This is a genomic window from Synechococcus sp. RS9902 (assembly GCF_014279635.1).
Lineage (GTDB): Bacteria > Cyanobacteriota > Cyanobacteriia > PCC-6307 > Cyanobiaceae > Parasynechococcus.
Map to the genome: position 1 here is coordinate 1,589,723 of NZ_CP047949.1, position 24,470 is coordinate 1,614,192.

37 protein-coding genes are annotated in these 24,470 nt (G+C 60.5%); 25 read left to right on the top strand and 12 right to left on the bottom strand.

Going from position 1 to position 24,470, the window contains the following annotated elements:
* Positions 1-304: 304 nt before the first annotated feature.
* Entirely contained in the window at positions 305-622 is a 318-nt protein-coding gene (locus tag SynRS9902_RS08800) for a hypothetical protein (protein ID WP_186508851.1), read from the top strand.
* 12 nt (positions 623-634) lie between these two features.
* Here the strand turns inward: SynRS9902_RS08800 and SynRS9902_RS08805 are convergent, their stop codons facing one another.
* Entirely contained in the window at positions 635-868 is a 234-nt protein-coding gene (locus SynRS9902_RS08805; RefSeq protein ID WP_006851686.1) for a hypothetical protein, read from the bottom strand.
* A gap of 93 nt (positions 869-961) precedes the next feature.
* Between SynRS9902_RS08805 and rpsU the strand changes: the two genes are divergently transcribed.
* The 3 genes from rpsU (at position 962) to SynRS9902_RS08820 (ending at position 2,181) form a co-directional block, all read left to right on the top strand.
* Complete coding sequence (gene rpsU / locus SynRS9902_RS08810; RefSeq protein ID WP_009790002.1) at positions 962-1,138, top strand: 30S ribosomal protein S21; 177 nt, start codon at positions 962-964, stop codon at positions 1,136-1,138.
* 143 nt (positions 1,139-1,281) lie between these two features.
* Positions 1,282-1,521, top strand: a complete 240-nt coding sequence (locus SynRS9902_RS13680; protein WP_255446081.1) for a hypothetical protein — start codon at positions 1,282-1,284, stop codon at positions 1,519-1,521.
* A 24-nt stretch (positions 1,522-1,545) separates the two neighbouring features.
* Entirely contained in the window at positions 1,546-2,181 is a 636-nt protein-coding gene (locus tag SynRS9902_RS08820; protein ID WP_255446082.1) for a hypothetical protein, read from the top strand.
* On the opposite strand, the gene SynRS9902_RS08825 is transcribed toward SynRS9902_RS08820, so the two are convergent.
* The 4 genes from SynRS9902_RS08825 to SynRS9902_RS08840 form a co-directional block, all read right to left on the bottom strand.
* Positions 2,171-2,467, bottom strand: a complete 297-nt coding sequence (locus tag SynRS9902_RS08825; RefSeq protein WP_255446083.1) for a hypothetical protein — start codon at positions 2,465-2,467, stop codon at positions 2,171-2,173. The genes SynRS9902_RS08820 and SynRS9902_RS08825 overlap by 11 nt on opposite strands.
* A 195-nt stretch (positions 2,468-2,662) precedes the next feature.
* Positions 2,663-2,818 carry a hypothetical protein gene (locus SynRS9902_RS08830; RefSeq protein WP_186508854.1) on the bottom strand — a complete coding sequence of 52 codons (156 nt, stop codon included), beginning with the start codon at positions 2,816-2,818 and terminating at the stop codon, positions 2,663-2,665.
* Between the two features lie 108 nt (positions 2,819-2,926).
* Positions 2,927-3,430 carry a DoxX family protein gene (locus tag SynRS9902_RS08835; protein WP_370586291.1) on the bottom strand — a complete coding sequence of 168 codons (504 nt, stop codon included), beginning with the start codon at positions 3,428-3,430 and terminating at the stop codon, positions 2,927-2,929.
* Between the two features lie 91 nt (positions 3,431-3,521).
* Positions 3,522-3,740 (bottom strand): CP12 domain-containing protein, encoded by a 219-nt coding sequence (locus tag SynRS9902_RS08840; protein ID WP_186508856.1) that lies wholly within the window; start codon positions 3,738-3,740, stop codon positions 3,522-3,524.
* A gap of 187 nt (positions 3,741-3,927) precedes the next feature.
* On the opposite strand from SynRS9902_RS08840, the gene SynRS9902_RS08845 reads away from it, so the two are divergent.
* Positions 3,928-4,086 (top strand): hypothetical protein, encoded by a 159-nt coding sequence (locus tag SynRS9902_RS08845; RefSeq protein WP_186508857.1) that lies wholly within the window; start codon positions 3,928-3,930, stop codon positions 4,084-4,086.
* A gap of 147 nt (positions 4,087-4,233) precedes the next feature.
* Here the strand turns inward: SynRS9902_RS08845 and SynRS9902_RS08850 are convergent, their stop codons facing one another.
* Positions 4,234-4,416, bottom strand: a complete 183-nt coding sequence (locus tag SynRS9902_RS08850) for a hypothetical protein (RefSeq protein ID WP_115009249.1) — start codon at positions 4,414-4,416, stop codon at positions 4,234-4,236.
* A gap of 65 nt (positions 4,417-4,481) precedes the next feature.
* Between SynRS9902_RS08850 and SynRS9902_RS08855 the strand changes: the two genes are divergently transcribed.
* Both SynRS9902_RS08855 and SynRS9902_RS08860 read left to right on the top strand, forming a co-directional pair.
* On the top strand, positions 4,482-4,979 hold the full coding sequence (locus SynRS9902_RS08855) for a hypothetical protein (RefSeq protein ID WP_186508858.1): 498 nt from the start codon (positions 4,482-4,484) through the stop codon (positions 4,977-4,979).
* A gap of 17 nt (positions 4,980-4,996) precedes the next feature.
* Entirely contained in the window at positions 4,997-5,746 is a 750-nt protein-coding gene (locus tag SynRS9902_RS08860; RefSeq protein ID WP_186510592.1) for a sulfite exporter TauE/SafE family protein, read from the top strand.
* Here SynRS9902_RS08860 and SynRS9902_RS08865 read toward each other — a convergent pair.
* Positions 5,723-5,953, bottom strand: a complete 231-nt coding sequence (locus tag SynRS9902_RS08865; RefSeq protein ID WP_115008869.1) for a hypothetical protein — start codon at positions 5,951-5,953, stop codon at positions 5,723-5,725. The genes SynRS9902_RS08860 and SynRS9902_RS08865 overlap by 24 nt on opposite strands.
* Before the next feature lie 96 nt (positions 5,954-6,049).
* Here SynRS9902_RS08865 and SynRS9902_RS08870 point away from each other — a divergent pair, with 96 nt between their 5' ends.
* The 7 genes from SynRS9902_RS08870 to SynRS9902_RS08895 all read left to right on the top strand — a co-directional run bounded on the left by SynRS9902_RS08870 (position 6,050) and on the right by SynRS9902_RS08895 (position 8,979).
* The gene (locus tag SynRS9902_RS08870; RefSeq protein ID WP_041434610.1) at positions 6,050-6,319 is read left to right on the top strand and encodes a hypothetical protein; all 270 of its coding nucleotides are present in this window, start codon (positions 6,050-6,052) and stop codon (positions 6,317-6,319) included.
* A 52-nt stretch (positions 6,320-6,371) separates the two neighbouring features.
* A complete protein-coding gene (locus tag SynRS9902_RS13685) occupies positions 6,372-6,497 on the top strand; it encodes a hypothetical protein (RefSeq protein WP_006850359.1) in 126 nt (41 codons plus the stop codon).
* Between the two features lie 4 nt (positions 6,498-6,501).
* Entirely contained in the window at positions 6,502-7,401 is a 900-nt protein-coding gene (locus SynRS9902_RS08875) for a DUF481 domain-containing protein (protein ID WP_186508859.1), read from the top strand.
* A gap of 11 nt (positions 7,402-7,412) precedes the next feature.
* Positions 7,413-7,847: a nuclear transport factor 2 family protein gene (locus tag SynRS9902_RS08880; protein ID WP_186508860.1), complete on the top strand. Its 435-nt coding sequence runs from the start codon at positions 7,413-7,415 to the stop codon at positions 7,845-7,847.
* Entirely contained in the window at positions 7,840-8,379 is a 540-nt protein-coding gene (locus SynRS9902_RS08885; RefSeq protein ID WP_186508861.1) for an ATP-binding protein, read from the top strand. Before SynRS9902_RS08880 ends, SynRS9902_RS08885 begins: the two co-directional genes overlap by 8 nt.
* A gap of 67 nt (positions 8,380-8,446) precedes the next feature.
* Positions 8,447-8,629, top strand: a complete 183-nt coding sequence (locus SynRS9902_RS08890; RefSeq protein ID WP_041434599.1) for a hypothetical protein — start codon at positions 8,447-8,449, stop codon at positions 8,627-8,629.
* A gap of 35 nt (positions 8,630-8,664) precedes the next feature.
* Positions 8,665-8,979 carry a hypothetical protein gene (locus SynRS9902_RS08895; RefSeq protein WP_186508862.1) on the top strand — a complete coding sequence of 105 codons (315 nt, stop codon included), beginning with the start codon at positions 8,665-8,667 and terminating at the stop codon, positions 8,977-8,979.
* Here the strand turns inward: SynRS9902_RS08895 and SynRS9902_RS08900 are convergent.
* The 4 genes from SynRS9902_RS08900 to SynRS9902_RS08915 all read right to left on the bottom strand — a co-directional run bounded on the left by SynRS9902_RS08900 (position 8,970) and on the right by SynRS9902_RS08915 (position 12,152).
* Positions 8,970-9,167, bottom strand: coding sequence for a hypothetical protein (locus SynRS9902_RS08900; RefSeq protein ID WP_006851951.1), 198 nt, complete (start codon positions 9,165-9,167; stop codon positions 8,970-8,972). The two genes, SynRS9902_RS08895 and SynRS9902_RS08900, sit on opposite strands and share 10 nt — an antisense overlap.
* 122 nt (positions 9,168-9,289) lie before the next feature.
* Positions 9,290-9,442: a hypothetical protein gene (locus SynRS9902_RS08905; RefSeq protein WP_186508863.1), complete on the bottom strand. Its 153-nt coding sequence runs from the start codon at positions 9,440-9,442 to the stop codon at positions 9,290-9,292.
* 174 nt (positions 9,443-9,616) lie between these two features.
* Positions 9,617-10,693: a photosystem II q(b) protein gene (psbA, locus tag SynRS9902_RS08910; RefSeq protein WP_006850794.1), complete on the bottom strand. Its 1,077-nt coding sequence runs from the start codon at positions 10,691-10,693 to the stop codon at positions 9,617-9,619.
* A gap of 142 nt (positions 10,694-10,835) precedes the next feature.
* Positions 10,836-12,152 carry a YcjF family protein gene (locus SynRS9902_RS08915; protein WP_370586292.1) on the bottom strand — a complete coding sequence of 439 codons (1,317 nt, stop codon included), beginning with the start codon at positions 12,150-12,152 and terminating at the stop codon, positions 10,836-10,838.
* A 136-nt stretch (positions 12,153-12,288) separates the two neighbouring features.
* On the opposite strand from SynRS9902_RS08915, the gene SynRS9902_RS08920 reads away from it, so the two are divergent.
* From SynRS9902_RS08920 to SynRS9902_RS08940, 5 genes are all read left to right on the top strand, one after another.
* Positions 12,289-13,191 carry a cation diffusion facilitator family transporter gene (locus tag SynRS9902_RS08920; RefSeq protein WP_115082094.1) on the top strand — a complete coding sequence of 301 codons (903 nt, stop codon included), beginning with the start codon at positions 12,289-12,291 and terminating at the stop codon, positions 13,189-13,191.
* A complete protein-coding gene (locus tag SynRS9902_RS08925) occupies positions 13,184-13,711 on the top strand; it encodes a hypothetical protein (RefSeq protein WP_186508864.1) in 528 nt (175 codons plus the stop codon). Before SynRS9902_RS08920 ends, SynRS9902_RS08925 begins: the two co-directional genes overlap by 8 nt.
* Before the next feature lie 16 nt (positions 13,712-13,727).
* The gene (locus SynRS9902_RS08930) at positions 13,728-14,228 is read left to right on the top strand and encodes a hypothetical protein (RefSeq protein ID WP_186508865.1); all 501 of its coding nucleotides are present in this window, start codon (positions 13,728-13,730) and stop codon (positions 14,226-14,228) included.
* 3 nt (positions 14,229-14,231) lie between these two features.
* Positions 14,232-15,245, top strand: coding sequence for a tryptophan--tRNA ligase (gene trpS, locus SynRS9902_RS08935; RefSeq protein WP_186508866.1), 1,014 nt, complete (start codon positions 14,232-14,234; stop codon positions 15,243-15,245).
* A gap of 252 nt (positions 15,246-15,497) precedes the next feature.
* Complete coding sequence (locus tag SynRS9902_RS08940) at positions 15,498-16,169, top strand: glycoside hydrolase family 104 protein (protein ID WP_186508867.1); 672 nt, start codon at positions 15,498-15,500, stop codon at positions 16,167-16,169.
* 11 nt (positions 16,170-16,180) lie between these two features.
* On the opposite strand, the gene SynRS9902_RS08945 is transcribed toward SynRS9902_RS08940, so the two are convergent.
* Positions 16,181-16,510, bottom strand: coding sequence for a DUF2605 family protein (locus SynRS9902_RS08945; protein WP_186508868.1), 330 nt, complete (start codon positions 16,508-16,510; stop codon positions 16,181-16,183).
* 3 nt (positions 16,511-16,513) lie between these two features.
* Here SynRS9902_RS08945 and thrS point away from each other — a divergent pair, with 3 nt between their 5' ends.
* The 6 genes from thrS to SynRS9902_RS08975 are packed head-to-tail and all read left to right on the top strand — an operon-like array spanning position 16,514 to position 24,470.
* On the top strand, positions 16,514-18,349 hold the full coding sequence (gene thrS, locus SynRS9902_RS08950; RefSeq protein WP_186508869.1) for a threonine--tRNA ligase: 1,836 nt from the start codon (positions 16,514-16,516) through the stop codon (positions 18,347-18,349).
* Positions 18,346-18,741 (top strand): DUF1824 family protein, encoded by a 396-nt coding sequence (locus tag SynRS9902_RS08955; protein WP_186508870.1) that lies wholly within the window; start codon positions 18,346-18,348, stop codon positions 18,739-18,741. Before thrS ends, SynRS9902_RS08955 begins: the two co-directional genes overlap by 4 nt.
* 35 nt (positions 18,742-18,776) lie before the next feature.
* The gene (gene glk, locus SynRS9902_RS08960; RefSeq protein ID WP_186508871.1) at positions 18,777-19,811 is read left to right on the top strand and encodes a glucokinase; all 1,035 of its coding nucleotides are present in this window, start codon (positions 18,777-18,779) and stop codon (positions 19,809-19,811) included.
* Positions 19,812-19,825: 14 nt separating this feature from the next.
* The gene (thrB, locus tag SynRS9902_RS08965) at positions 19,826-20,773 is read left to right on the top strand and encodes a homoserine kinase (RefSeq protein WP_114988315.1); all 948 of its coding nucleotides are present in this window, start codon (positions 19,826-19,828) and stop codon (positions 20,771-20,773) included.
* A 57-nt stretch (positions 20,774-20,830) separates the two neighbouring features.
* Positions 20,831-22,366, top strand: coding sequence for an NAD(P)H-quinone oxidoreductase subunit 4 (locus SynRS9902_RS08970; RefSeq protein WP_186508872.1), 1,536 nt, complete (start codon positions 20,831-20,833; stop codon positions 22,364-22,366).
* Position 22,367: 1 nt separating this feature from the next.
* The gene (locus SynRS9902_RS08975; RefSeq protein ID WP_186508873.1) at positions 22,368-24,470 is read left to right on the top strand and encodes a M3 family metallopeptidase; all 2,103 of its coding nucleotides are present in this window, start codon (positions 22,368-22,370) and stop codon (positions 24,468-24,470) included.

Sequence of the window (24,470 nt, forward strand, 5' to 3'; positions counted from 1 at the left end):
CAAAGGCCAACATCGCCAGGAGCTTGGCTTCCATTCAAAGGAAATCGAAATCGTCTTCCGAATCACCGGAAAATGCGTTCATCACGAGGGCAGAAAAGGGCACAAATACGGCCGCCATCACAAGTATTTCCACAGGCTTAAAAACGATTCATCAAACCTAATGGATTTGACTTTACAAAAAGTCATCAGCACTACCGTCCCGCTGGAGTGAGTTCAAATACTCATTTCTGATCCAGGCATAGGCATTTCACTCCGTTGTCAGCCCAGACGACCGAATCAGACTGAACTGAGTCGGACAACGACGATGCCAAAGGTGCTGAAGGCGGCCTCACAGACGATTCGCAATCTGCTCAAGCCGGCAACTCAACACAGCTTCTCCGAAGACCGGCTGCGCAACGACCGGCAGAGCTATATCGCGATGACGCGGGCACTGGTCGATGCCCAACTCAAATGGCGTGATGCGGAGCTCAGCTCACGCCTGTGGAAAGACGTGGCTGACCGTGGCATGGATCGCGGCCGCCTGCTTCACCTCATCTACAGGGTTGACGCTCATCACGATGATGTAGCCCTGCAGAACGCCGATACGGCCTATCTGCAGCTGGTTGATCCCAGCGATCCCTGAGGCAGAACTGCTTTAAAGCTCAAACAGAGTGCCCAGCAGCATGGCGGGATGGGTTGACTCCCCTGCCGTGCTGCGTTCGAGCTGAACGGCCATCACGCAGTGGGCCATAAATCGAACGGCCGAAAGAACAGCCAGACCAATGCACAGGGGGCAGTGCGTGAGGGTCAAGACAGGGGCCTGCCGGAGTGATGGACCCATCCCAAAGCAGAAGCCGGGACGCGCCACGATCTCTTCAACAAGCGTCATGCAAGAGACCCATCCCACCCCGGGCAGGTGGTGGGGGATGGGGTAGAGGGCGGCTGGTAATATTGTTGTTTATTGCTCTGTTTCGGGGAACGGATGAGTCAGGTCACAGTCGGCGAAAACGAAGGTATTGAATCCGCCTTGCGTCGCTTCAAGCGCTCCGTCGCCAAAGCCGGCATCTTTTCTGATCTGCGTCGGATCCGTCACCACGAGACCCCCGTTGAGAAATACAAGCGCAAGCTGAAGCAGCGTTCACGCAACCGTCGTCGCTGAGCTCGCACGACACGTCAGCTGCAAACGGGCCCTCGGGCCCGTTTTTTTGTGCCCATCCGTCGCCCTCTTCACGGTTCTCTTTTCACGGTGCGCTCTGGTTTTCGCCAGACTTCATAAATGCTTAAGAAGACCAAGACCAGCCAATGGTGTTGATCAATCCTCTTTGTCCGATCAGTGCGGCAAAAATCGCTGGCTTGAAGACCACCGTGGTCTTGCTGTTGGTGTTGTTGATGAAGTCGAAATTGCTGCGAATCAAGATGTCCCTCCTGGGATCTCTTCTTGGATTCGCCATGTTGGTGAGCTTCTTACTCACCACAGGCCTCCTCACTGTGATCACTGGCGGAGCCGTTGCTTACGCCGCCATGCAAAACCGGAGCAACTGAGCCATGCGCAATCGTCTTCCTTTCTTGAGCGGACTTGCATTGGCAACCCTCGGAGTTTCAGGTCTTGCCGGCGGTGGTTTGCTTTGGAATTTTCAGGGCCGCACCCTGGGGCTTGGCAGCACGGTTACGGCATTGGTTCTGCTGGGAATCAGCTTTGTTTTGCTTCGGCCTGAACCACGACTTTCACCCGTTGAAGTCCCTGAAGCCAGCCAGCCGCTCAAATTCAAGGCACCACAGGCATCCTTCCTCGGCCTGATGCTGGCAATCCTCGGCACCTTCGGCATGGCGGGTTCCGGGTTGATGTGGAACTTTCAGGGTTTGGCCTTTGGACTCACCGGCACCCTCACGGCCACCGTTGCTCTTTTGCTGAGTCTGGTTTTTCTGTGGCCCCTCGGCACCCCAAAGGCCAAAACGTCTCTCAAGACCGAGCCGGTGGAGACAATCGAAGCTGTTTCGGAGAGCGCAGCTCCCGCACAAACCACAGCAGAAGCCATTGCCGAATTGCTGGCAGCCGAGCAACAGCAGCGCCCAGAGCTGACCTTGGTGAATTTCGCTCCGTTGAACCTGCTGCCGGGACAAAGTGTTCCCACAAAGTCTCGTCGCGCAGGCAGTTCTCTTGGTCGTTATCGCTCAATGGCTAACGACCTGTTCAAGAGCTGAAGTCTCTCCAGAGATTGCGAATTTGTCGGTGCCAGGGGGTGATGTTGAGATTAGGGCGCTGAACATTCGACCCGGGTTCATCAACACTGAACCCTGCCTCTTCCATCTCCCGTCGCAGCCGACGGGTGATTGGTATGAGCGCGATTGAAAGCAGCAAGGCTGCGAGAAGCAGAAAGGGGAGCAACGACACCAGCCAAATGGTGGCAATCACGGTGATTGCACCCGCCATGACCATCTTCAGCCATCGCGGCAGGGTTCTGCTCTGTTGACCTGGAAGTTGCTTCATGGCTCAGGACAGTCCGTTCGCTCTCGAGAAAATCCGCTGGAGTTCACGTTGGAATGCTGTGGCACTGAGGGGTTCCCCCAAGCGCCTGCGTTGGTTGCGCCGAAGCACAGCTCCAATCCAACAAACCTGCAGAGCAATCAACAGCGAAGCAATGATCAGAACCGGAGATTCAAGATCATTCCACTGCATCTGAGTTCAGTAACTGGATTGGGGCAGGGTGAAGCCCGACTGCATATGACCAACATCAAGCATCACGTAGGTGAGCCAAACCAGCACTGCTGCAACACCAGCCCCTGCTGCAACCTTTGCCAGAGAACGGCCAATCATCTCGAGCAGGCTGACCTCTTTCATCGCGTTGATCCAACTTCGATGATTCTGACGCGTCTTTCACTTATACCGTCGCCAGCCATCAAAAAAGCCCCGCGATGACGGGGCTTTTGAATCTGATCACGCTGGTGTTCAGCGGCTGGCCACGGCTTCTTCCAGAACAGCGGCTTCGCCAACGGCGAAATCCGTGTTTTCCGCAGCGGAAAACTGCATGTCGGGCTCAAGGCGGCGGGCGATGAGCTCGTCAATCGAAAAGACGCCTGGTCCACAGGCGAGAACGGCCACGGCAGCCGCGAAATAAAGGCCAAGAAGCTCCAGCAGATAGATGTTGAAGCCCGCTGTGACGATGGCGTGATAAATGGCAACGGAGATGGTCCCGGCGACTGCCAAGGCTCCCATCCGCGTCAGCAAGCCAGTGATCAACAGCCAGCTGCCGATCACCTCCGAGAACGCTGCGACGTAGGAGAGAAGGATCGGGAAGGGCAGATGCAGAGGGCGAACAAATGCATCCGCAAAGTTCTCGATATTGGCGAGCTTTTCGTAACCGTGGTGAATCAGCAGCGCGCCGGTGAACACTCGAAGCAGGAGCAGACCGAGATCGCCAGCAATGGGGCGGGTCAGAATGGCGCGAATCACCACAGAACACATCGACTACACACAACTTAAGTAAGTTGCGTGTAGCAACGCGGCTTCGCGACAGGGTGGAGCAAGGAATGGGTACTTCTACTCAGTCGTCGTAGACCAGGCACTCGGGCTCATCGGGGTTCTGCTCGCAGAACAGCTCAAGGGGTGAGGGGTCATGGGGATCATCAGGAAATTCCTTCTTGTGATCCAACAGCCACTGCAGCTCCTCCGTGAGATGACGCACCTTGCCTTCGTTGTGCTCTGACAGGGCCTTAAGGAACTCTTCCTGGTCCTTCTTAATGTGCTCGTCAATCGTTTTCATGACTGAAACTGTCATCTGGCTGACATTCGGTTGTTAGCGAAGACCACCCCGATCGATCAGTCGGTAAATCTACCTTTGTGGCCGAAACCACACAACAGATCTGCTCCGAGCCCCATCACGTCCTGTGACACCACAGTGGCCATTGGACAATGGCCGCAGGAAAGTCGGGTTGGCTGATGTTAAGTGGATGCAATTTTCCGAACGCAGCGTTCTGACGGGGCTGCTTGTCTTCGCCGTAGGCATTGTGGTGGGAATCGGAATTGGCTCAGCCACTGCTGTTGCCGCCCTAACCCAAGGCGCACCTGACGTTCTGCAGAGTTGGTCGGGGGTGGTTGCCCTGCCGTAAAGGTTGACGGGACAGCCTTTCGCGCCTATCAGAAGCGCAGATCGGGTGAGTCGCGCGATGCTGTCAGATGAGCGGCAGATTTTTAGCCGTGACAAAAAGCCCCTGCGGCAATTTCTGAAACGGCTTCAACGCTTTTTGTTCGGATAATCAACGCGTTCCAACACTGATATTCCCTGCGCCAATCAACTGTTCAAGCCGTGCAGTGAGTTTCCGTTCGGTTCGATCAAATTGCTCCTGATGGCCGGCCACATAGGCAAGCTCTTCACTGGTGATCACCTGGTGGGTGACGGCATCAAGGTAGATCTGAACAAGGGACATCCACAGCGGCATCAACCGGCGGCCATCCTGGCAACACTGGAACGCAAACGGTGAATCGGGCCACGCGGAACTGAGCTATGGATCGAGAGACCATTCAGAGCCTGATCAAGCAATGCAGCTTGGGGCTGTTCGATCTGGCCTGTGCCGTCAGCGGACACCCAAGCTGGGATCTCAATCTGCCTGTGGGAGTGATCGATGCACGACGCTCCAAACCAAAGCTGATGGTGAGTGCCATCGGCACGATCAACTCAACCCTGAAGGCCTCATCCACCATTGCCCACCCGTTGATGGTGCGCCTGTTCGAACGGTTCGAAGACGTGGGTCTGGAACAGGCGCTGACGGAAATGAAACGTGGTGAGGATGGGGAGGCGTTCTGCGAGGTCTGGCAGGCCTACAGGGATGAACGCCGTTGTGGTGATGCCCCGATGTGGAGCATCGAAGACGCCACAGCCTTTGTGGTGCAGTCCCGCGAGGCTCACGCTGATCGTGAAGTGGCCTGCGTCGCCATTCTCCCGGGGGATCCCCACCGCATCGTCACCTTTTCAGTTCCCATCGCCTTCCTGACACGAGATTGAGTGTGTCCGAACTGCTGATGCAAATCGCCCTGCTGGGCATCGCCATTGGCGCCAATGCCCTCTCGGCTCTGGCGGGAGGGGGAGCAGGACTGGTGCAACTGCCCGCCCTCATCCTTCTGGGCCTTCCTTTCTCGATGGCATTGGCCACCCACAAGGTGGCCAGTGTTGCGCTGGGGCTGGGAGCGAGTGGGCGTCATTGGCGTGCCAGCAGTCTTGATCTGAAACGCTCGGCGCTGGTGTTGGCGGCCGGTCTTCCAGGTGTGTTTGTGGGAGCCAGCATGGTTCTTGCGCTGCCCGATCAAGTGGCCACAGCGAGCCTTGGGCTGCTGACCCTTGGGCTGGGGGTTTATTCGGCTCGGAAACCGAATCTGGGGACGACAGACCAGCCTTACCCGCTGACAGCCCGCACCGTTGGGCTTGGCAGTTGCGGGCTGTTCATCATTGGCGTTCTCAACGGTTCCCTCACCTCAGGCACGGGGTTGTTCGTCACCCTGTGGCTGGTGCGCTGGTTTGGGCTGAGCTACGCCAGAGCCGTTGCTCACACCCTGGTGCTGGTGGGCCTGGGGTGGAATGGCACCGGGGCGCTGGTGCTGGGTTTGAGCGGTGAAATCCGTTGGGACTGGCTTCCACCGCTGGTGCTGGGTTCGCTGATCGGAGGCTTCCTGGGGGCCCACTATTCCCTGGTGAAAGGAAGCCGCCTGGTCAAACAAGCGTTCGAGATCTTGGCGCTGCTCATGGGCGGATCACTCCTGATCCGCAGCCTCTGAATCGGCGTCTGCAAGGAAACGCCCCGAAAACCGCGTGGCCAACACCACTGTTGCGGCCCCGTAGGCGATGAACGTCACCGCCTGACCAGAGCTGGCCGTCTCGTAAACCTCACCTGTCAGCAGCATCCAGTCCATCAAGGACGCCACCGTTCCCCAGATCACCACCCAGACGGACACGTAGGCAACACCGCGGAAGGTCCGATTCACAAGGCCATGGTCGAGCGAGCCTGACGCTAAGGGAAGTCGCTCGAACGAGGAAGGCCTGCGGCTCCCGTAATGTCGCTGCTTGAACCGGTTGAGGGGATGCCGAAGAAACGCCGCAAGCTCAACAAAGAGATGGAAGCGGAGATGGCCGCCGCCAAGCGGAAGATTGAGCTGGTGGGCGCGCTGATCAACGACATCCGCGATGAAGACATCCAGGGTGAGTACCTCGGCGCCTTCACGCAAATCCGCAGCGCCGTGGTGAATCTGATCGCGAAGTACACAACGGACGGATTCTGCGAAGAAACCGAGGGCCTTCTGGCGCTCTACAAGGGCCTGATTCAGCAGTTTGAAGAGGAGTACGAGCTCTGAACAGGCACGAACGCAGCACAGCGTTTAGGTTCACTTGCCCTCGTGCCTTGCCATGGCTCTTCGAGAGACCAAACCACAGGTGTCGCCGCTGCGCCTCAAGATCACGGTGTTGATTGCCGGCTTCGGGCCCCTAGTCGCTATTGGCCTCTGGCTTCAGTCCAAGGGATTTTTCAACTGACGCCATGCATCGTTTCCTCGCCACGGCTGGACTCCTCAGCCTCGGTTTGGCTCCAGGCGTGAGCTGGGCCGAGACCATCAGCTTGACCCTGCGCAACGGCGACAGCCTGCACGGGGAATTGATCGAGCGAAATCCAGAGAACGGGACCACGGTGCTGAACCACCCCCAGCTGGGACGGCTGGAACTCACCGCAGAACAACTCAAACCAGCAACGAGCAAGCCCCTATGGACCAGCTCGCTCTCCGCCGGAGTGATCGGCAATGAGAAGGATGGCGACAACTCGCTATCGGTCAGCTTCACCGGCAAAACCCGCTACAAAGACGACCAGCAGAAGCTGTCATTGAGCGGCAGCTTCAACACCAGCAAATCGAAGGATTCAGGAGAGTCACTCTCCATCGATACGGAGAAGGGGTCTGCGGAGCTCCGCTACGACAAATCGATCGGTTCCAACCTCGATCTATTTGCTCTGAGCGGTTACCAATACAACGGGACAAACGATTCCGGGGTGAACACCGTTCTGGGGAACATCGGTGTGGCATTCCCGCTGTTGAAGTCAGAAACAACTGAACTCACCATGTCCATCGGTCCGTCGCTCCAGTGGAGCGGGGGTGGCATCAGCTGTACTAGCGACAGGTTTTGCGGCAACAGCTATGGCGGCGCAACGCTGACGGCTGATCTCAAGTGGAAACCCTGGCCCACGCTCCAGTTCGGGCTCCAAAACCAGTTCACATCGGTCTGGGCGAATGGGATTCAACCGGCCAACACCCTGACCGCTGAGGTGCGCTACTACCCCGCAAGAAACAGCAAGTTGTTCACAACATTGCGGGTGCAATCGATTTACCAAAGCATGAACACACCCGAGTTGAACAACACCATCACCGCTCAGGTGGGTGCCGACTTCTGATGACAACACCCATGCTTCACCCTCCACTGGACGCAGAACAGATCCGTGCCCTGTTCACCAAGCCCTACGGCACGCCAGGCCCCACAGCTGCGCAGTGGAAAGCCGTCTATGCCAACGACGTGCATTTCACCGATCCAACCCAGGAACGGCAGGGCATTGACGCCTACATCCTTGCCCAGGACGGTCTGATGCAGCGCTGTGATGACGTGTTCCTGGAAACGGAATCCGTGGTGGTGAACGCTGAAACAGCCTTTATTGAATGGCGCATGGGCCTCAAGATCAAAGGGATTGAGTTCATCTACCCCGGGGCGACCCGGCTCCGCTTCAATCCAGATGGAAAGATCGGGGACCACCGCGATTATTTCGATTTCGTCGGCCCCACGTTTGCTCCAGTGCCCGTGCTTGGTGGCCTGGTGAGGTTGCTTTACAAACGGTTCGTTGCCTGAACAACGGGCCCAGGGCCATTTGTTGATCGGTCCCCCGGGCAGCGGAAAGTCCACCCTCGCCGCGATCCTCGCTCCGTTGCTCCCTGCACGGGTAGTCGCCAATGACGCTCTGAGGGAACAGCTGTGGGGAGACGCGAATGTGCAAGGCCCTTGGTCTGAATTGGAACCCCATCTGCATGGCGCTATCGACCGCGCCATTGCTTATGGCGACAACGTGCTGGTGGATGCAACCCATGCGCAACTCAATTGGCGCCAAGGGTTGATGCAGCGAAACATGGGGGGCCGACACCTTCAATGGACCGGCTGGTGGTTGCAGACACCGTTGGATCAGTGCCTGGTCTGGAACCGCTGCCGCCAACGGTCCGTTCCAGAGGCCGTGATTCGTGCGATGCACATGAGGCTGAACGGTCCCCCCAACAGGCCCGACCTCAGCGAAGGATTCACAAGCTTGATCCGCCTCAATCCCGCCGGCTCACAGCTCAACAATCAGATCAAGCGGGCCCTCCAGACCATCCTGGATCCCTTGCCATGAAGAAAGGTGAGCAGGTCATGCACCCCCTTGGGAGTCCCATCAACGTGATCCCAACGGCACAAGTGTCATGACACTCGGCGAACTCTTTCTCGAAGCCATGTCCACCGGCGTGATCACCAACGGTGAGATGGCGTGGGTGACCGCCCGCCAGGATCAGTTCACACGAACTGAGGAGGCTGTCGCCCAACGGCTGGGCCGTTTGATCGACGAAGGCACGATTCAACTGGGATGTCGCATGCCCATGGCCTGATTGAAGCTCTAGTGATGGTGCTTGCGTCGCCGCGAATGACGACGCATCCGCTTCACCAAACGGCCGCTGACGGAGCGGCTTTCAGCACATTCGAGCTGATTCCAACGCCATCCCAGCCAGGACAGCACCACGACGATGGCAAGGGTGATCAACCAACCCACGGGGACAACGGCTTAAGAGAACAACGCAGGAACAAGGCTGCTGGAGCCCAGTTCTATTCCATCGTTAATGCAACAGGTGGCGATGCAGTTCAGGCAGGCCTGAACCGACTCAATGCGTTGTACAGCGGCCAACGCAGCACTATCGCTGCTTCCCTGCTCAGAAGTGAAGGGAGCAGGTTTCAGCGCTGACCGTCCTGGTCAAGGCTGAACTCAAGCAGCGCTGCCGTAAGCAAGGTCTTCATCGACTGAAGGGCCTCCTGCTCTCTGGGATCTGGCCCCCCGGGCCATTTCTCAAGGTGAAAGCTCACCGAGCGGTGGAGCAGGCGAACAGCTTCAAGGTCCAGATCGAACTGGAGGGTGGGGCGAGGCTCACTCATGACTCCATTCTCCCCAACACCACGTTGACAGCCAACACGAGCGCGAGTAGTACATAGTTACCAATAAGACGCGTATGGGCACCGTCAACGCTCCACCGCCAAGCGCATGGCCACCAATGGGATCAGGGCAACTCCGACCCAGCCGCTCCCTCATGGTGTGCCTCACCTGCCAGCACTTTCAGAACACCCTTGCTGAGGCGGGGGTCACCCAGCCAGCCTGCGCACACCACCAACAGCGCATCCCCCAGGGGGCACACCTCACATACCGCTGCCATCAATGGATGCAACGGCTTGAGAAGCAGATCGGCTGGTGCCCTGAAGGGGCCTGATGCGCCGCCCAGCCTTCACAGCGAAGACAGCAACAAAAAGCCCCCTCCGGGGAGGGGGCTTTCCGATTCAGTTGATCTGAATCGTTTTTGCTGTTCCAGATGGAACAGGTTGATTCCAGGTCAACCGATGGCAGGAGCCTGCAGAGCCACAGGAGTGGACTCAGCAGCAGCCAGGTCGAGGGGGAAGTTGTGAGCGTTGCGCTCGTGCTGCACTTCCATGCCGAGGTTGGCGCGGTTCAGCACATCAGCCCAGGTGTTCAGGACGCGGCCCTGACTATCCAGGATGGACTGGTTGAAGTTGAAGCCGTTCAGGTTGAAAGCCATGGTGCTGATGCCCATGGATGTGAACCAGATACCGACAACAGGCCAGGCGCCCAGGAAGAAGTGAAGGCTACGGCTGTTGTTGAAGGAGGCGTATTGGAAGATCAGGCGACCGAAGTAACCGTGGGCAGCCACGATGTTGTAGGTCTCTTCCTCTTGGCCGAACTTGTAGCCGTAGTTCTGGGACTCGGCCTCGGTGGTTTCACGCACCAGGGAGGAGGTCACCAGGGAGCCGTGCATGGCGGAGAACAAGCTGCCGCCGAAAACACCTGCGACGCCCAGCATGTGGAAGGGGTGCATCAGGATGTTGTGCTCGGCCTGGAACACCAACATGAAGTTGAAGGTGCCGGAAATGCCCAGGGGCATGCCGTCAGAGAAGGAACCCTGACCGAAGGGGTACACCAGGAAAACAGCCATCGCTGCAGACAGCGGAGCGCTGTAAGCGACGCAGATCCAGGGGCGCATGCCCAGGCGGTAGGAAAGTTCCCACTGACGACCCATGTAGGCGGAAATGCCGATCAGGAAGTGGAAGCAGACCAACTGATAGGGGCCGCCGTTGTACAGCCACTCATCGAGGGAAGCAGCTTCCCAGATGGGGTAAAAGTGCAGGCCAATGGCGTTTGAAGACGGAATAACAGCACCAGAGATGATGTTGTTGCCGTAGATCAGGGAGCCAGCGACGGGCTCGCGGATGCCATCGATGTCGACCGGGGGAGCGGCGATAAAGGCAATGGTGAAGCAAATGGTGGCCGCCAGGAGGCAGGGAATCATCAGCACGCCGAACCAACCCACATAGATGCGGTTGTTGGTGTCGGTCACCCACTGACAAAAGGCTTCCCAATTGCTCTGGCGTCCGCTGCGAATTGCGGTGGACATGGAAGAAAAGAAGACGGATGAACCTCTCCCTCAAAAAAAGGGACAGGTGGATCAAGTTTATGGATGGAACGTTCCGTTACATGGCAACTCAACAATCGGAATCAGCTCTCAAAAAAACTTCATTAAGCGCTTTACTAAGCATTCATGAAGTTGCATGAAGCAGCCAGTCGCGGGATTGCTGAACAAAGCCATTCCAGTTCACGCGTTCCTCCTCTGCAGCCCGAGACACCAACAACGGTGCCTGCTGCTTCAACGCCACAAGATCAAGCTCATCCACACCAGCATTGATCGCCAGCCAATCCGCCATCGAGCGCCCCACCACACGGGTGAGGTAAGCCGCACTGAGGGCCTGCATCGAACCGGCGATCAACCAGCTCCCCCCATCCAGCTTGGCCAGCCCAAGCAAGGTCTGTCCGGTCCACTCCACCACGCCCTGGGCGAGGGCCACCCGTGCCAGCTGCGCCGCCGCTTCCCTCAGCACATCCGGCTGCAGCGATGTTCCCCAGATCTCTCCCATCTCTTTGATCATCAAACCGTTCGCCACAGCAACGGCCAGAAGATCAAGGCTGGCGATGGGGGAGGCCATCACAGACCCAGCCACCACCCATTGGGTGCGCTGCTGGATCTGCAGAAAGCGTTCACGCCGAAGCGATTCGAGCTCACGCTGCCAACGGCGATGCAAGTCCGCCAAGAGTCGCGGACGCGTCTCCAGCGCAGCCTGGTTCAGCGAACGGCGCAGCGGTGCAAGGGCAGTGCGCAGCTGCATCGAAGACTCCTGAACCAGGATCCGCTCACGCCAGCGCTCGGGAAGATCGTCCCGAACAGCAGCGACAGCATCAGTGGATGCGTCATGCGCGTCGGTCGACACAAGCAGCCAGGCCGGCTGATCGTCCGGGACCTGCTGAAGCCAGAGCAGATCCGAGGCCAGCAGTGGCGCCTGCAGGCTGAACAGGATCAGATCCTGATTCAGCAGGCCGCTGGGCCAGCAACGGCTGCCGTCGTCGGTGGTCAGGGGATGGCAGAGCGACAGCGTCACCGGCGCAGGGCCAGCAAGAGAGCTGCTGAGGTCTGCTTCATTCGGTCCCTGAGAGCCCCCCAAGGCGACCATCGCCATGCGCACCGGACCACAGCGGTCCAGCACCCGTTTCAGTTCAGTGCGACGGGACAGATCGGCAGAGGGTTGCTGCTCAAAACGTGCGAATTGATCGAGCACCTCCTGGCACCGAGCGATCCAACCATCCAGAGAGACCGGCGCTGCAAACCGCGGCTGACTTGGCTTGCGGCCAAGCCAGATCACAACGCCACCGGCGGCCAGCAGACCCAGTCCCCCGCCGGGAACATGCATCACATCACTGATCAGCCACTGTCCAGCAAGCAGACCAGCTCCAGCCAGAGCCAACGGCCGCAGCAGCGACGACGGTGGCATCACCAGTTCTGGCCATGAAGCCGGGAGTTTCAACAGAACGGCTGTTGTAGCAGTGGCCCTTCTTAGCTCAACCCACCACCTGACACCAGAACTTCAGGCCAGAAACACGAGTTCTCCATAAGTTGGGAACAGGCCGGAGTCAGCCGTGACACACAGTCATCCCAATGCGATGGTCGACAACCGCCGGGGGGTGCGCAGGGTTCTGATGGTGGCCCTGGGCCTGAACATCAGCATGTCGCTGCTGAAGCTTCTGGTGGGGGCCATGAGTGGTTCCCTGGCAGTGATCGCCGATGGCATGCACAGCGCCACCGATGCGTTGTCCAGCCTCACGGGACTGGTCACCAACAAACTGTCCGATCCGCGCCCCGACAGGGATCACCCCTACGGCCACCGCAAATACGAGGCGGTGGGAGCCCTGGGCATCGCTGGTTTCATCCTGTTCACAGCCCTTGAGATCCTGCTGCGTTCAGGGGAGAGGCTGCTCGAGGGCCTGCCACCGATCCGGGTGACCAGCCAGGAGCTGGTGCTGCTCACGCTGGTGCTGGGGTTCAACCTCCTGCTGGCGGGATATGAGCTGCGGGAAGGTCGGCGACTGAATAGCAACCTGCTCAAAGCGGATGCTCAACATGCGGCGAGCGACGTTTGGACCACCGTGGTGGTGCTGGTGGGCATGGCGGGAGCGGTGTGGCTGCAGGTGAGCTGGCTCGACGTCGCACTGGCCATCCCCATGGCACTCCTGCTGATCCGTGTGTGCTGGCAGGTGCTGCGCGGAACCTTGCCATGGCTGGTGGACCACATGGCGGTGGCGCCAGAAGCCATCTATGCCGAAGCGATGGCCACCGCCGGCGTCTTGAACTGCCACGACATCGCCAGCCGGGGCGTTCTGGGCCAACAGGTGTTCATCGAAATGCATATGGTTGTCGACGCAGACGACCTCACCAAGGCACATCGGATCACCGAACAGGTGGAAGAGCGCTTGGACGAAAGTTTCGGGCCGGTGCGGTGCACCATCCATCTGGAACCCAAGGACTACGTGGAGGACGGGATCACCTACACCGGCGCCCATGGCTGAGGTCGACACCACAACCCATGCGCTCGCTGGGCTGACCAAGCGTCAGCAGCGTGGGTTGATTGAGGTGCTCGATGAAGTCCGTCGTGCGGAGGGCTGGTCGTGGCAACTGCCGGTGTTGCTGCGGGAGCGCTGCTGGCTGCGTCTGTCTCGAACTCCCCTGACGGAGCTGCATCGTTGGCTCCCTCCGGATGGGCGCGATGAAGCCCCGGAATTGATGCATTACCGGCGGTTGCTGCAGCAGGGGATGGATCCACTGTTGGCCCAACAGAGCTGCTGGCGGGAGTTCGGCATCGAGGACTGCCAAAGAGCACTGCAGGACTACTGGAACAGTCGTGACACAGCCATCCACGGTTGGACAGCCGAGCGGTACAGACAACTGGTGAGCAGCTATCGCGAACGGATTGAACGGGGGATCACGGTGGTTCCGATGCTGGTGCTGGCTCGGAAGAACAGCGTTGAATGCCACCAGCTGCTCTGGATCACCGAAAACACCCCGGTGATGCGTCACACTTGCGCCTGATTCCAGGCCATGGGCCATGAGTGATTCCTACAGCGATCCCCAACAACAGGCGGGACAGGGAGACGGCGGCCGAGATGGTCAGCGCAGTCGTGGCAACCGTGGTGGCGGCCGTGAAGGCGGAGGCTTCCGGATTCGTCTGAGTGACAACGAAATGCGCTCAGCACGGGCCCTGCAGGAGGCCTTCAATCTCCGCTCGACCGTGGCGGTGCTGGGTTTCGCAGTCCGCAGCCTTGGCCAGATGCTCGAGGACGGCCAACTCGACGCTCTGATCGAACAGCAGAAAAATCAGCCTGCCCGAGGTGGCCGGCGTGATGGTGGTGGTCGTGGCCGCCGCTTTGAGGATGAGCGTGGTGGCCGTGGGTCCCGTCCAAATCCCTTTGCCCGACCAGCCAAACCCCAGCCGGAGGCTGCAGCGGAACCGGTTGCCGAGCCGGAGGCCGAACCAGTGGTGGAGCCGGTGGTGGAATCAGAAGCAACCTCCACCGACGACACCAACACCGCAGCAACCGAGGCCTGATTGATGAGCCGGCCAAGGATTCTTTCCGGGGTGCAACCGACCGGAGCACTGCACCTCGGCAATTGGCTGGGTGCCATCCGCAATTGGGTTGATCTGCAGGAGACCCACGACACCTTTGTATGTGTTGTGGATCTCCATGCCATCACCGTTCCCCATGACCCCAGCCGCCTGGCTGAGGACACCCGTTCCACAGCAGCGCTCTACCTGGCCTGTGGCATGGACCCCAAACGCTGTTCGGTGTTTGTACAGAGCCAGGTGGCAGCCCACAGCGAACTGTGCTGGTTGCTGAATTGCGTCACGCCGCTCAACTGGCTGGAGCGGATGATTCAGTTCAAGGAGAAAGCGGTGAAGCAGGGGGACAACGTCTCCGTGGGCCTGCTGGACTATCCGGTGTTGATGGCCGCCGACATCCTTCTCTACGACGCTGACCTGGTGCCCGTCGGTGAGGACCAGAAGCAGCACCTGGAGCTGGCGCGCGACATCGCCCAGCAGCGCATCAATGCCCGTTTCGGCAGCAAGGACACGCCGGTGCTCAAAGTGCCCAAACCGCTGATCCTCAAGGAGGGGGCACGGGTGATGAGCCTGACGGATGGTCGCAGCAAGATGAGCAAGAGCGATCCCAACGAGGGGAGTCGCATCACGCTTTTGGACCCTCCAGAGCTGATCACCAAAAAGATCAAACGCGCCAAGACCGATCCAGAGCGTGGCCTCGAATTCGGCAACCCCGATCGACCGGAAACCGACAACCTGCTTGGGATCTACGCAATCCTGAGCGGCAAGGGGCGGGAGCAGGCCGCCACTGAATGCGCCGAGATGGGTTGGGGACAGTTCAAGCCGCTGCTGGCCGAAGCCACCGTGAGCGCGCTGGAGCCCATCCAGGCCCGCTACCGGGAGCTGATGCAGGACCCCTCAGAGCTCGATCAGGTGCTGAGAACAGGCCGTGAGAAGGCCGAAACCGTGGCCAACGCCACGCTTGAACGGGTTCGGGATGCCTTGGGTTTCGCCCGGCCAGCCTGATCAGCAACAAAGAGAAGCATTAGCTGATCTGATCAATGCGACGGCCATGGGCTCAAGCCATGGCCCCTGAGGCTTGGGGGAGACAACGTCAGCCGCAGACGCGAGTCTCGCAAGACTCTCAGTCTTCTCTCAGCTGCATATACACAGCGCAGACAACGCGTCAACCCCTCAGGCGCCGATCTCGCGTCCAGACCTCGTGGGCCAGCACTGTGATCGTCCACCCGATTGCTTTGCGTGCATCGCCTTTTTTCTGTGTTCAGCCCAGCCACACGTTGGAGCCGGCCTGTCGTCGGTGCAGCCCTGACCGCAGGATTGGTGCTGTCCGCAGGAGCCAAACAGCCGCTGAAGAACGCAAAGGCGCCCGCAGAACAGGTTGAGCAAAGCGCCACCAGCAGCCGCAACACCAGCAGCCGCGCCACCCTGTCCACCGGCAAGGAGGGTGGTCGTTACGAGCTGACACCTGAGCGTCGCGCCCTGCTCAACACCATTCGCTACGCCGAGGGCACCTGGAAAGACGGTGAAGACAAGGGCTACCGGATCATGTACGGCGGCGGGCAGTTTCAGGACCTCTCACGTCATCCCGAGCGGGTGATCGTGAAGCGCTACACCAGCGCCGCAGCGGGGGCCTATCAATTCCTGCCCAAGACCTGGAAGGGCGTGGCGAAGGAGCTCAAGCTGTCCAGCTTTGAGCCCAGGCACCAGGACCAAGCCGCTTTGCACCTTGTTGAGCGTCGCGGTGCTCTCAAGGAAATCGACCGGAAAGGGCTGACAAGAAACGCCATGGCGAAGCTGGCACCCGAATGGGCATCCTTCCCCACCTGGACCGGCCGCTCCGCCTACGGTCAACCGGTGAAGAGCCCTCAGGACCTGGCGAGCTTCTACAGCAGCAACCTGCGCCAGCTGCGCAATCAGCTCGGGGCCTGAGGCGAACGGTTCTACCCCAACCTCGCGGCCAGGGCCCACACCTCGGTGACCAAGCCATGCCACGGGTTCATCACCTCCATCGAGACCGCCATGGGCTGCGTTGATGCAGCCACAAGAGAGCGTGTTGCAGCAATGGCCTTCTTGCCCTCCTGCAGCCGCTCCTGCATGCGTTGGCGCTCCTGCAACGGCATCACTTCCTCCGGACAGGCCTGCAGAAGCTCCTCACCGCGCTGAAACCAATGCTCGAAGTCATCGAGCAGGGATGCCAGCAACTCATCCAGCAGTGCGCCAGCTTCCTGATTGGTTGACTCACCCACCTGGTGCCCTCGGGTCTCGCCCATAGGATGGCGGGCCCTGAACCTGAACCGGTGAGCAGCGCTGCAGCAACCACCCCAGCCCCTTCAGCACCGGTGGTTCTGCCCAAGACCAGCGAAAGCGATCAACTGCTGAAGATTCGGCACTCCATGAGCCATGTGATGGCCATGGCTGTGCAGCAGTTGTTTCCCAAGGCGCGCGTCACCATCGGCCCCTGGACGGAAACAGGTTTCTATTACGACTTCGAGAATCCCGATCCCTTCACCGAGGCCGACCTGAAGGCCATCAAGAAGGGGATGATCAAGATCATCAACAAGAAGCTGCCTCTCGAACGTGTCGAGGTGAGCCGCAACGAGGCCGAGGAAAAAATCAAAGCCCAGAACGAACCCTACAAGCTCGAGATTCTTGAAGGACTGCAGGAGCCGATCACCCTCTACACCCTTGGTGAGGACTGGTGGGACCTCTGTGCTGGCCCCCACGTGGATCACACTGGCCAACTCAATGCCAAGGCCTTCGAGCTGGAAAGCGTGGCAGGCGCTTACTGGCGAGGTGATGAAACCAAAGCGCAGCTGCAACGCATCTACGGCACGGCCTGGGAAACCCCGGAACAGCTGGCGGAACACAAACGTCGCAAGGAAGAAGCGCTTCGCCGCGACCATCGCCGCATCGGCAAAGACCTCGACCTCTTCTCGATCGAGGATGAGGCCGGGGCTGGTCTGGTGTTCTGGCACCCCCGCGGTGCCCGCATGCGCCTGTTGATCGAGGAGTTCTGGCGCCAGGCCCACTTCGAGGGCGGATACGAGCTCCTTTACACCCCCCATGTGGCGGACATCAGCCTCTGGAAGACCTCAGGCCACCTCGACTTCTACGCCGAGAGCATGTTCGGCCCGATGGAGGTGGACGAACGGGAGTATCAGCTCAAGCCGATGAACTGCCCGTTCCACGTGCTCACCTACGCCTGCAAACTGCGCAGCTACCGGGAACTGCCGATCCGCTGGGCGGAGCTTGGAACGGTGTATCGCTACGAGCGGCCCGGTGTGATGCACGGTCTGATGCGGGTGCGGGGCTTCACCCAGGACGATGCCCACGTGTTCTGCCTGCCGGAGCAGATCAGCGACGAGATCCTGAAGATCCTCGATCTCACCGAACGGATTCTCTCCGCGTTCGATTTCAGCAATTACGAGATCAACCTCTCCACCCGCCCCGAGAAGTCCATCGGCGATGACGCCGTCTGGGACCTGGCCACCAAGGGACTGATTGAAGCCCTGGAGCGCAAGGGTTGGGCCTACAAAATCGATGAGGGAGGCGGTGCGTTCTACGGCCCGAAAATCGACCTCAAGATCGAAGACGCCATCGGCCGGATGTGGCAGTGCTCCACGATCCAACTGGATTTCAATCTGCCGGAGCGGTTCGAGCTCGACTACATCGCCGCCGACGGCAGCAAGCAGCGACCGATCATGATCCACCGCGCCATCTTCGGTTCGCTGGAGCGGTTCTTCGGGATCATGACCGAGAACTACGCCGGCGATTACCCCTTCTGGCTGGCCCCCGAGCAGGTGCGTCTGCTGCCGGTCACCGACGAGGTGCAGCCCTACGCCGAACAGGTGTTGGAGCAACTCACCAAAGCTGGCGTTCGCGCCACAATCGACCGCAGCGGTGAGCGGCTCGGCAAGTTGATCCGCACCGGCGAACAGATGAAGATCCCCGTGCTGGCGGTCATCGGTGCCAAGGAAGCGGAGCAGAACGCCGTGAGCCTTCGCAGCCGACGGGACGGTGACCTCGGGGTCACAGCGGTGGCCGACCTTCTCAGTGCTGCCCAGATGGCCAACAGCGAGCGCGCCGCGGGCCTGGAGCTGAACCGATGACGGCTACCCCTGTGCAGCACCTGGCCGATCTCGCGCGGCTGCGGGGAGCGCCGGAGTTGGCCCCCCAGATCAGAAACGAGCTGCGAGGAGAACTCGATCAGGCGATGGCCCAGGCCAGCTGGTTCACCATCGGCGTCATGGCCCCGTCCAGGGAGCAGGCCCTCACAGCGCTGCGCAGCCTCGAGCAAAGCCAACAATGGGAGCCGCTGGAGCTCGTCGACAGCCCCGAGGAGCAGGGCCCTGTTTTCCTGAAAGCCAATCAGAAGGGGGGCACGATCCGCATTCGGATCGAGCACGGCCTTGGCGAAGGAATTCTGATCAGTGGCCACTGTGACGACGACACAACGCCAAGCACCACCTGGGGACCGCTTCCACTGGACTTCTTCTCCTGAGCTAACCACGCTGGTAGGAGTTGCCGCAGCCCTGGATGGCCACCAGCACACTCCTGGCGGGGGACATGGGAGGCACCAAGACTCTGCTTGCTCTCTACGGGAGTGAGGCGGGCCAGCTGCGCCTGCTGCATCAGGAACGCTTCCGCTCGGGAGAATGGCCATCCCTTGAGCCGATGCTCGAGGCCTTCCTCAACAATCGCCCCGCCGATCTCCCGTCTCCAGCGCATGCCTGCATCGCCGTTGCCGGTCCGGTGCGACACAGGGAGGCCAAGATCACCAACCTGCCCTGGCGGTTGCGGGAGGCCGACCTGGCGCGGGCTGCTGGCATGGAACAGCTCGAGCTGGTGAATGATTTCGGCGTGCTGATTTACGGGCTGCCCCATTTCGACAGCCATCAGCAGGTGATCCTTCAGAAGGGCCACCAAGACAAGGGCCCCCTGGCCATTCTTGGGGCAGGCACCGGTCTCGGCATGGCGCGAGGCCTGCAGAGCGAACAGGGACTGGTGGCCCTGGCGAGCGAAGGAGGGCACCGCGAATTTGCTCCGCGCAACGAAGCGGAATGGGAGCTGGCCTGCTGGCTCAAACAAGACCTCGGCGTCAGCCGCCTTTCGATCGAACGCATCGTGAGTGGCACCGGCCTGGGGCATGTGGCCCACTGGCTGCTTCAGAAACCCGATGCCGCCATGCACCCCCTGCGCAGCGTGGCTGAGGCTTGGCGGCGCAACAGTTCCAACGATCTTCCCGCTCAAGTGAGCGTTGCCGCTGAAGGGGGTGATCCCTTGATGCAACGCGCCCTACAGCTTTGGCTGGAGGCCTATGGCTCAGCGGCAGGCGATCTTGCCCTTCAGGAACTCTGCACAGGAGGCCTCTGGGTTGGCGGGGGCACCGCATCAAAACAATTGAAAGGACTGCAATCCGCCAGCTTTCTCAATGCGATGCGCGACAAGGGACGCTTCCGCGAACTGATCGAAGGGATGCAGGTCACAGCGGTGATCGATCCCGATGCCGGACTGTTCAGTGCAGCCTGTCGCGCCCGGATGCTGGCGGAGTCAGGTGGGACACTGGCCTGAGCAGAGGATCAGCGATGGCGCAGCCGCGCATCGGTCAGAAAGTGGTCGTGGACGTCCCGGCAACCACCGCCAATCTCGGCCCAGGATTTGACTGCCTCGGTGCAGCCCTTGATCTGAACAACCGCTTCGCGATGCGGCGGATCGAAGGGGGCGGTGAACGATTTGAGCTGATTATTGAGGGAACGGAAGGCAGTCACCTCCGGGGTGGGCCGGAGAACCTCGTTTACCGAGCGGCCCAACGGGTGTGGAAAGCGGCTGGGCTGGAACCCGTCGCCCTTGAGGCACGGGTGCGTCTTGCCGTGCCGCCGGCACGGGGGCTGGGCAGCAGTGCCACGGCGATCGTGGCGGGATTGATGGGAGCCAATGCCCTCGTCGGTGAGCCTCTCTCCAAGGAGAAGCTGCTGGAGCTGGCCATCGATATCGAAGGTCACCCGGACAACGTTGTGCCCTCCCTTCTGGGGGGCCTCTGCATGACCGCCAAGGCCGCCTCTCAGCGCTGGCGCGTGGTGCGTTGCGAATGGACGCCGAGCGTGAAAGCCGTCGTGGCGATTCCATCGATTCGCCTGAGCACAAGCGAAGCCCGCCGGGCCATGCCCAAGGCCATCCCCGTTGGCGACGCTGTGGTCAACCTGGGTGCTCTGACACTGCTGCTGCAAGGGCTGCGCACCGGCAATGGTGATCTGATCTCCGACGGCATGCACGATCGCTTGCACGAGCCTTACCGCTGGCGCCTGATCAAAGGCGGCGACCAGGTCAAACAGGCCGCCATGGACGCGGGAGCCTGGGGTTGCGCCATCAGCGGAGCTGGACCAAGCGTTCTGGCTCTGTGCGAGGAAGACAAAGGCCCAGCCGTCAGCCGAGCCATGGTCAAAGCCTGGGAAGCTGCCGGGGTCGCCAGCCGCGCACCGGTGCTGAATTTGCAGACCTCAGGCAGCCACTGGCAACCGGCCGACGATGAGTAGATCCACCTAAACAGGGCATCCAGCCCTGTTAGCTTTGTTAAAGATTGCGGACACGGAATGGATGCTGGGTTAGCAGAGCTTGCTGTCTCGGGCAGTCCCTTCCCTTGGTTGTCGCTGATTGTGCTGTTGCCGGCGGCAGCTGCTCTGGTGCTGCCACTGGTTCCGAGCAGCGAAGAGAAGCCATCCCCTGCGCCCAAGATCATCACCCTGGTCGTCCTTCTGGTCGATCTTCTTTTGATGATGGGGGTGTTTGCCACCCGCTTCGACCCCAGCACTGAAGGGCTGCAGCTGGTGGAGCGGGTGAGCTGGCTCCCAGCACTCGGCCTCGAATGGTCCCTTGGTGTGGATGGTCTTTCAGCACCTCTTGTGGTGCTCAGCGGCCTGGTCACGTTCCTGTCTGTGGCGGCCAGCTGGTCGGTTCAGCGCAAGTCACGGCTGTACTTCGCCCTGATGCTTGTTCAGGCCTCGGCCCAGGGCCTGGTGTTTCTGTCGCAGGACTTCCTGCTCTTCTTCCTGGCCTGGGAGCTGGAACTGGTTCCCGTCTACCTGCTGATTGCCATCTGGGGCGGACAGAACCGCCAGTACGCCGCCACCAAATTCATCCTTTACACGGCCCTGGCCTCTCTGCTGATCCTGATCAGCGGCCTGGCACTGGCCCTCTCCGGCGACACGTTCACCTTCAATATCACGGAACTGGCGGCCCGTTCTCCCGGTGACAGCTTCGGCCTGTTGTGTTACCTGGGTTTCTTGATTGGCTTCGGCGTGAAACTGCCGATGTTTCCTCTCCACACCTGGCTGCCCGATGCCCACGGTGAGGCCAACGCTCCGGTGTCGATGCTGCTGGCAGGGGTGCTCCTCAAGATGGGCGGCTACGCCCTGCTGCGCTTCAACGTGCAGATGCTTCCCGAAGCGCACGCCACCCTGGCGCCAGCCCTGGTGATCCTTGGAATCGTGAACATCGTTTACGGCGCCCTCAACGCCTTCGCCCAGGACAACGTGAAACGCAGGATTGCCTGCAGTTCCGTGAGCCACATGGGCTTTGTGCTGGTGGGGATCGGTGCCGTTGATGCCCTGGGAATCAGCGGAGCCATGCTCCAGATGGTGAGCCATGGCCTGATCGCAGCCGCGATGTTCTTCGTGACGGGCGTCTTCTACGAGCGAACCAAGACCCTCTCGATCCCCAACATGGGCGGACTGGCCAAGGCACTGCCCATCACGTTTGCCTTCTTCCTGGCCAGCTCCCTGGCGTCGCTGGCGCTGCCGGGCATGAGTGGCTTCATCAGTGAAATCACCGTGTTCCTTGGCATCACCAGCCAGGAAGCCTTCACGTCCGTGTTCCGATCGATCACCGTTCTGCTGGCCGCCATCGGACTGGTGCTCACACCGATTTATCTGCTCTCCATGTGCCGACGGGTGTTCTTCGGCCCCAGGATTCCGGCCCTGGCCAGTGTCGCTGACATGCGCCCCAGGGAGCTGGTGATTGGCCTGAGCCTGCTGGTGCCAACCCTGGTGATCGGCATCTGGCCCCGCATTGCCATGGACCTCTACGAAGCTTCCACCAACGCTCTGGCCCTGCAGTTCATTGCCAGCTGAGATGTCGACTGTTTCCCCCCTCCTGCGCGGCCAAGGGCTTCCCGAGTTCCGGGCCATTTCCCCTGAGCTCGTCAGCACAGACATCCCGGTTTTGCTCGCACAGCTAGATCGGGACTTCACTGCGCTCGAGCAGGCTCTTGAGACAGCCCTCGCCGGCCCCTCTAAGCTGTCCTGGGATCGGGTGATGCAACCGCTGCAGGCCATCGGCGAACGGCTGCGTTGGAGCTGGGGTGTGGTGTCACACCTCAATGGCGTCTGCAATTCCCCTGAGCTGCGCGATGCCCATGCCGCCCAGCAACCGGATGTTGTGCGTCTCAGCAACCGGCTTGGCCAAAGCAAGATTCTTCATCGGGCCTTGATGGCCCTCCAAAGCGATCCCTCCGAACCGCTCAACCCAACCCAGGAGCGGATCCTGAAATCCGAGCTGCTCTCGATGCAGCAGCGCGGTGTTGGCCTCAGTGGCGATGAGAAGGCAGCCTTCAACAGCACCAGTGAACGCCTGGCCGCTCTCTCCACCCAGTTCGGCAACCACGTGCTCGATGCCACGCAGCAGTGGACCCTGAAACTCAGCCAGCCCCATGAGGTGGAAGGCCTGCCGCAACGGGCCCTGGAGGCACTGGCCGCCGCAGCGCGTGAAGCAGGGGATGCTGATGCGTCTGCGGAGTCCGGCCCGTGGCTGCTGGGACTGGACATGCCCCGCTATCTGCCCTTCCTCACCCACGCCAACAACCGATCCCTGCGGGAGAAGGCCTATCGGGCCCATGTGGGGCGGGCCAGTGAAGGCGAACTCGACAACCGGGCACTGATCGAGGAGATCCTGACCCTGAGGCGTGAGCAAGCGTCCCGCCTGGGCTATGCCCATTGGGCTGACCTCAGCCTCAGCGCCAAAATGGCTGACGATGTTCCGGCGGTGGAAGCACTGCTGGAAGAACTGCGCGCTGCGGCATACCCAGCAGCTGAGCAAGAACTGCAGGATCTCCAAGCCATCGCCAGGGAGCACAAGGCCCCCGAAGCCGATGAGCTGGCCCCTTGGGACATCGCCTACTGGTCGGAGAAGTTGCGCCAATCCCGGTTCGATCTGGACCAAGAGGCGCTGCGTCCCTGGTTCCCGCTGCCGCAGGTGCTCGAAGGACTGTTCAGCCTTTGTACGCGTCTGTTCGACGTCGAGATCGTTGCCGCCGACGGCGAGGCACCGACCTGGAACGACGATGTGCGCTTCTTCCGGGTGAAGCGCTCCGATGGCACACCGATTGCCGGCTTCTACCTCGACCCTTACAGCAGGCCCGCCAGCAAACGCGGCGGAGCCTGGATGGATGAATGCCTGGGCCTGAGCAAGAAACCTGATGGCTCTGTGGTGCTGCCGGTGGCCTACCTGGTCTGCAACCAGACCCCACCTGTGGGCGACACGCCCAGCCTGATGAGCTTCGAGGAAGTGGAGACCCTCTTCCATGAATTCGGCCATGGGCTCCAGCACATGCTCACCACCGTTGAGGAACCGGAAGCCGCCGGCATCAGCAACGTGGAATGGGATGCCGTGGAACTCCCCAGCCAGTTCATGGAGAACTGGTGCCTTGATCACGCCACCTTGATGGGCATGGCGCGCCACTGGCAATCCGGTGAACCCCTGCCTGAATCGGAATTCAACAAGCTGCGCAGCAGCCGCACCTTCAATGCAGGCCTCGCCACCCTGCGGCAGGTTCACTTTGCCTTGAGTGACCTTCGTCTCCACAGCCAGTGGACCCCGGAACTTGGCGTCAGCCCAGACAGACTGCGCCGTGAGATCGCGGCCACCACCACGGTGATGGATCCCATCCCGGAGGATCAGTTCCTCTGTGCCTTCGGCCACATCTTCGCGGGGGGCTACTCCGCCGGGTACTACTCCTACAAGTGGGCTGAGGTGCTCAGCGCAGATGCCTTCTCCGCTTTTGAGGAGGTGGGTCTGGATCAGGAGGATCAGGTGCGTGCAACGGGAGCCCGCTTCCGCGACACCGTGCTCAGCCTCGGTGGCAGCCGATCTCCAGCAGAGGTGTTTGAAGCCTTCCGAGGCCGTCCTGCCAGCACCGAAGCCCTGATTCGCCATTCCGGCCTGGTGGCCGCGGCCTGA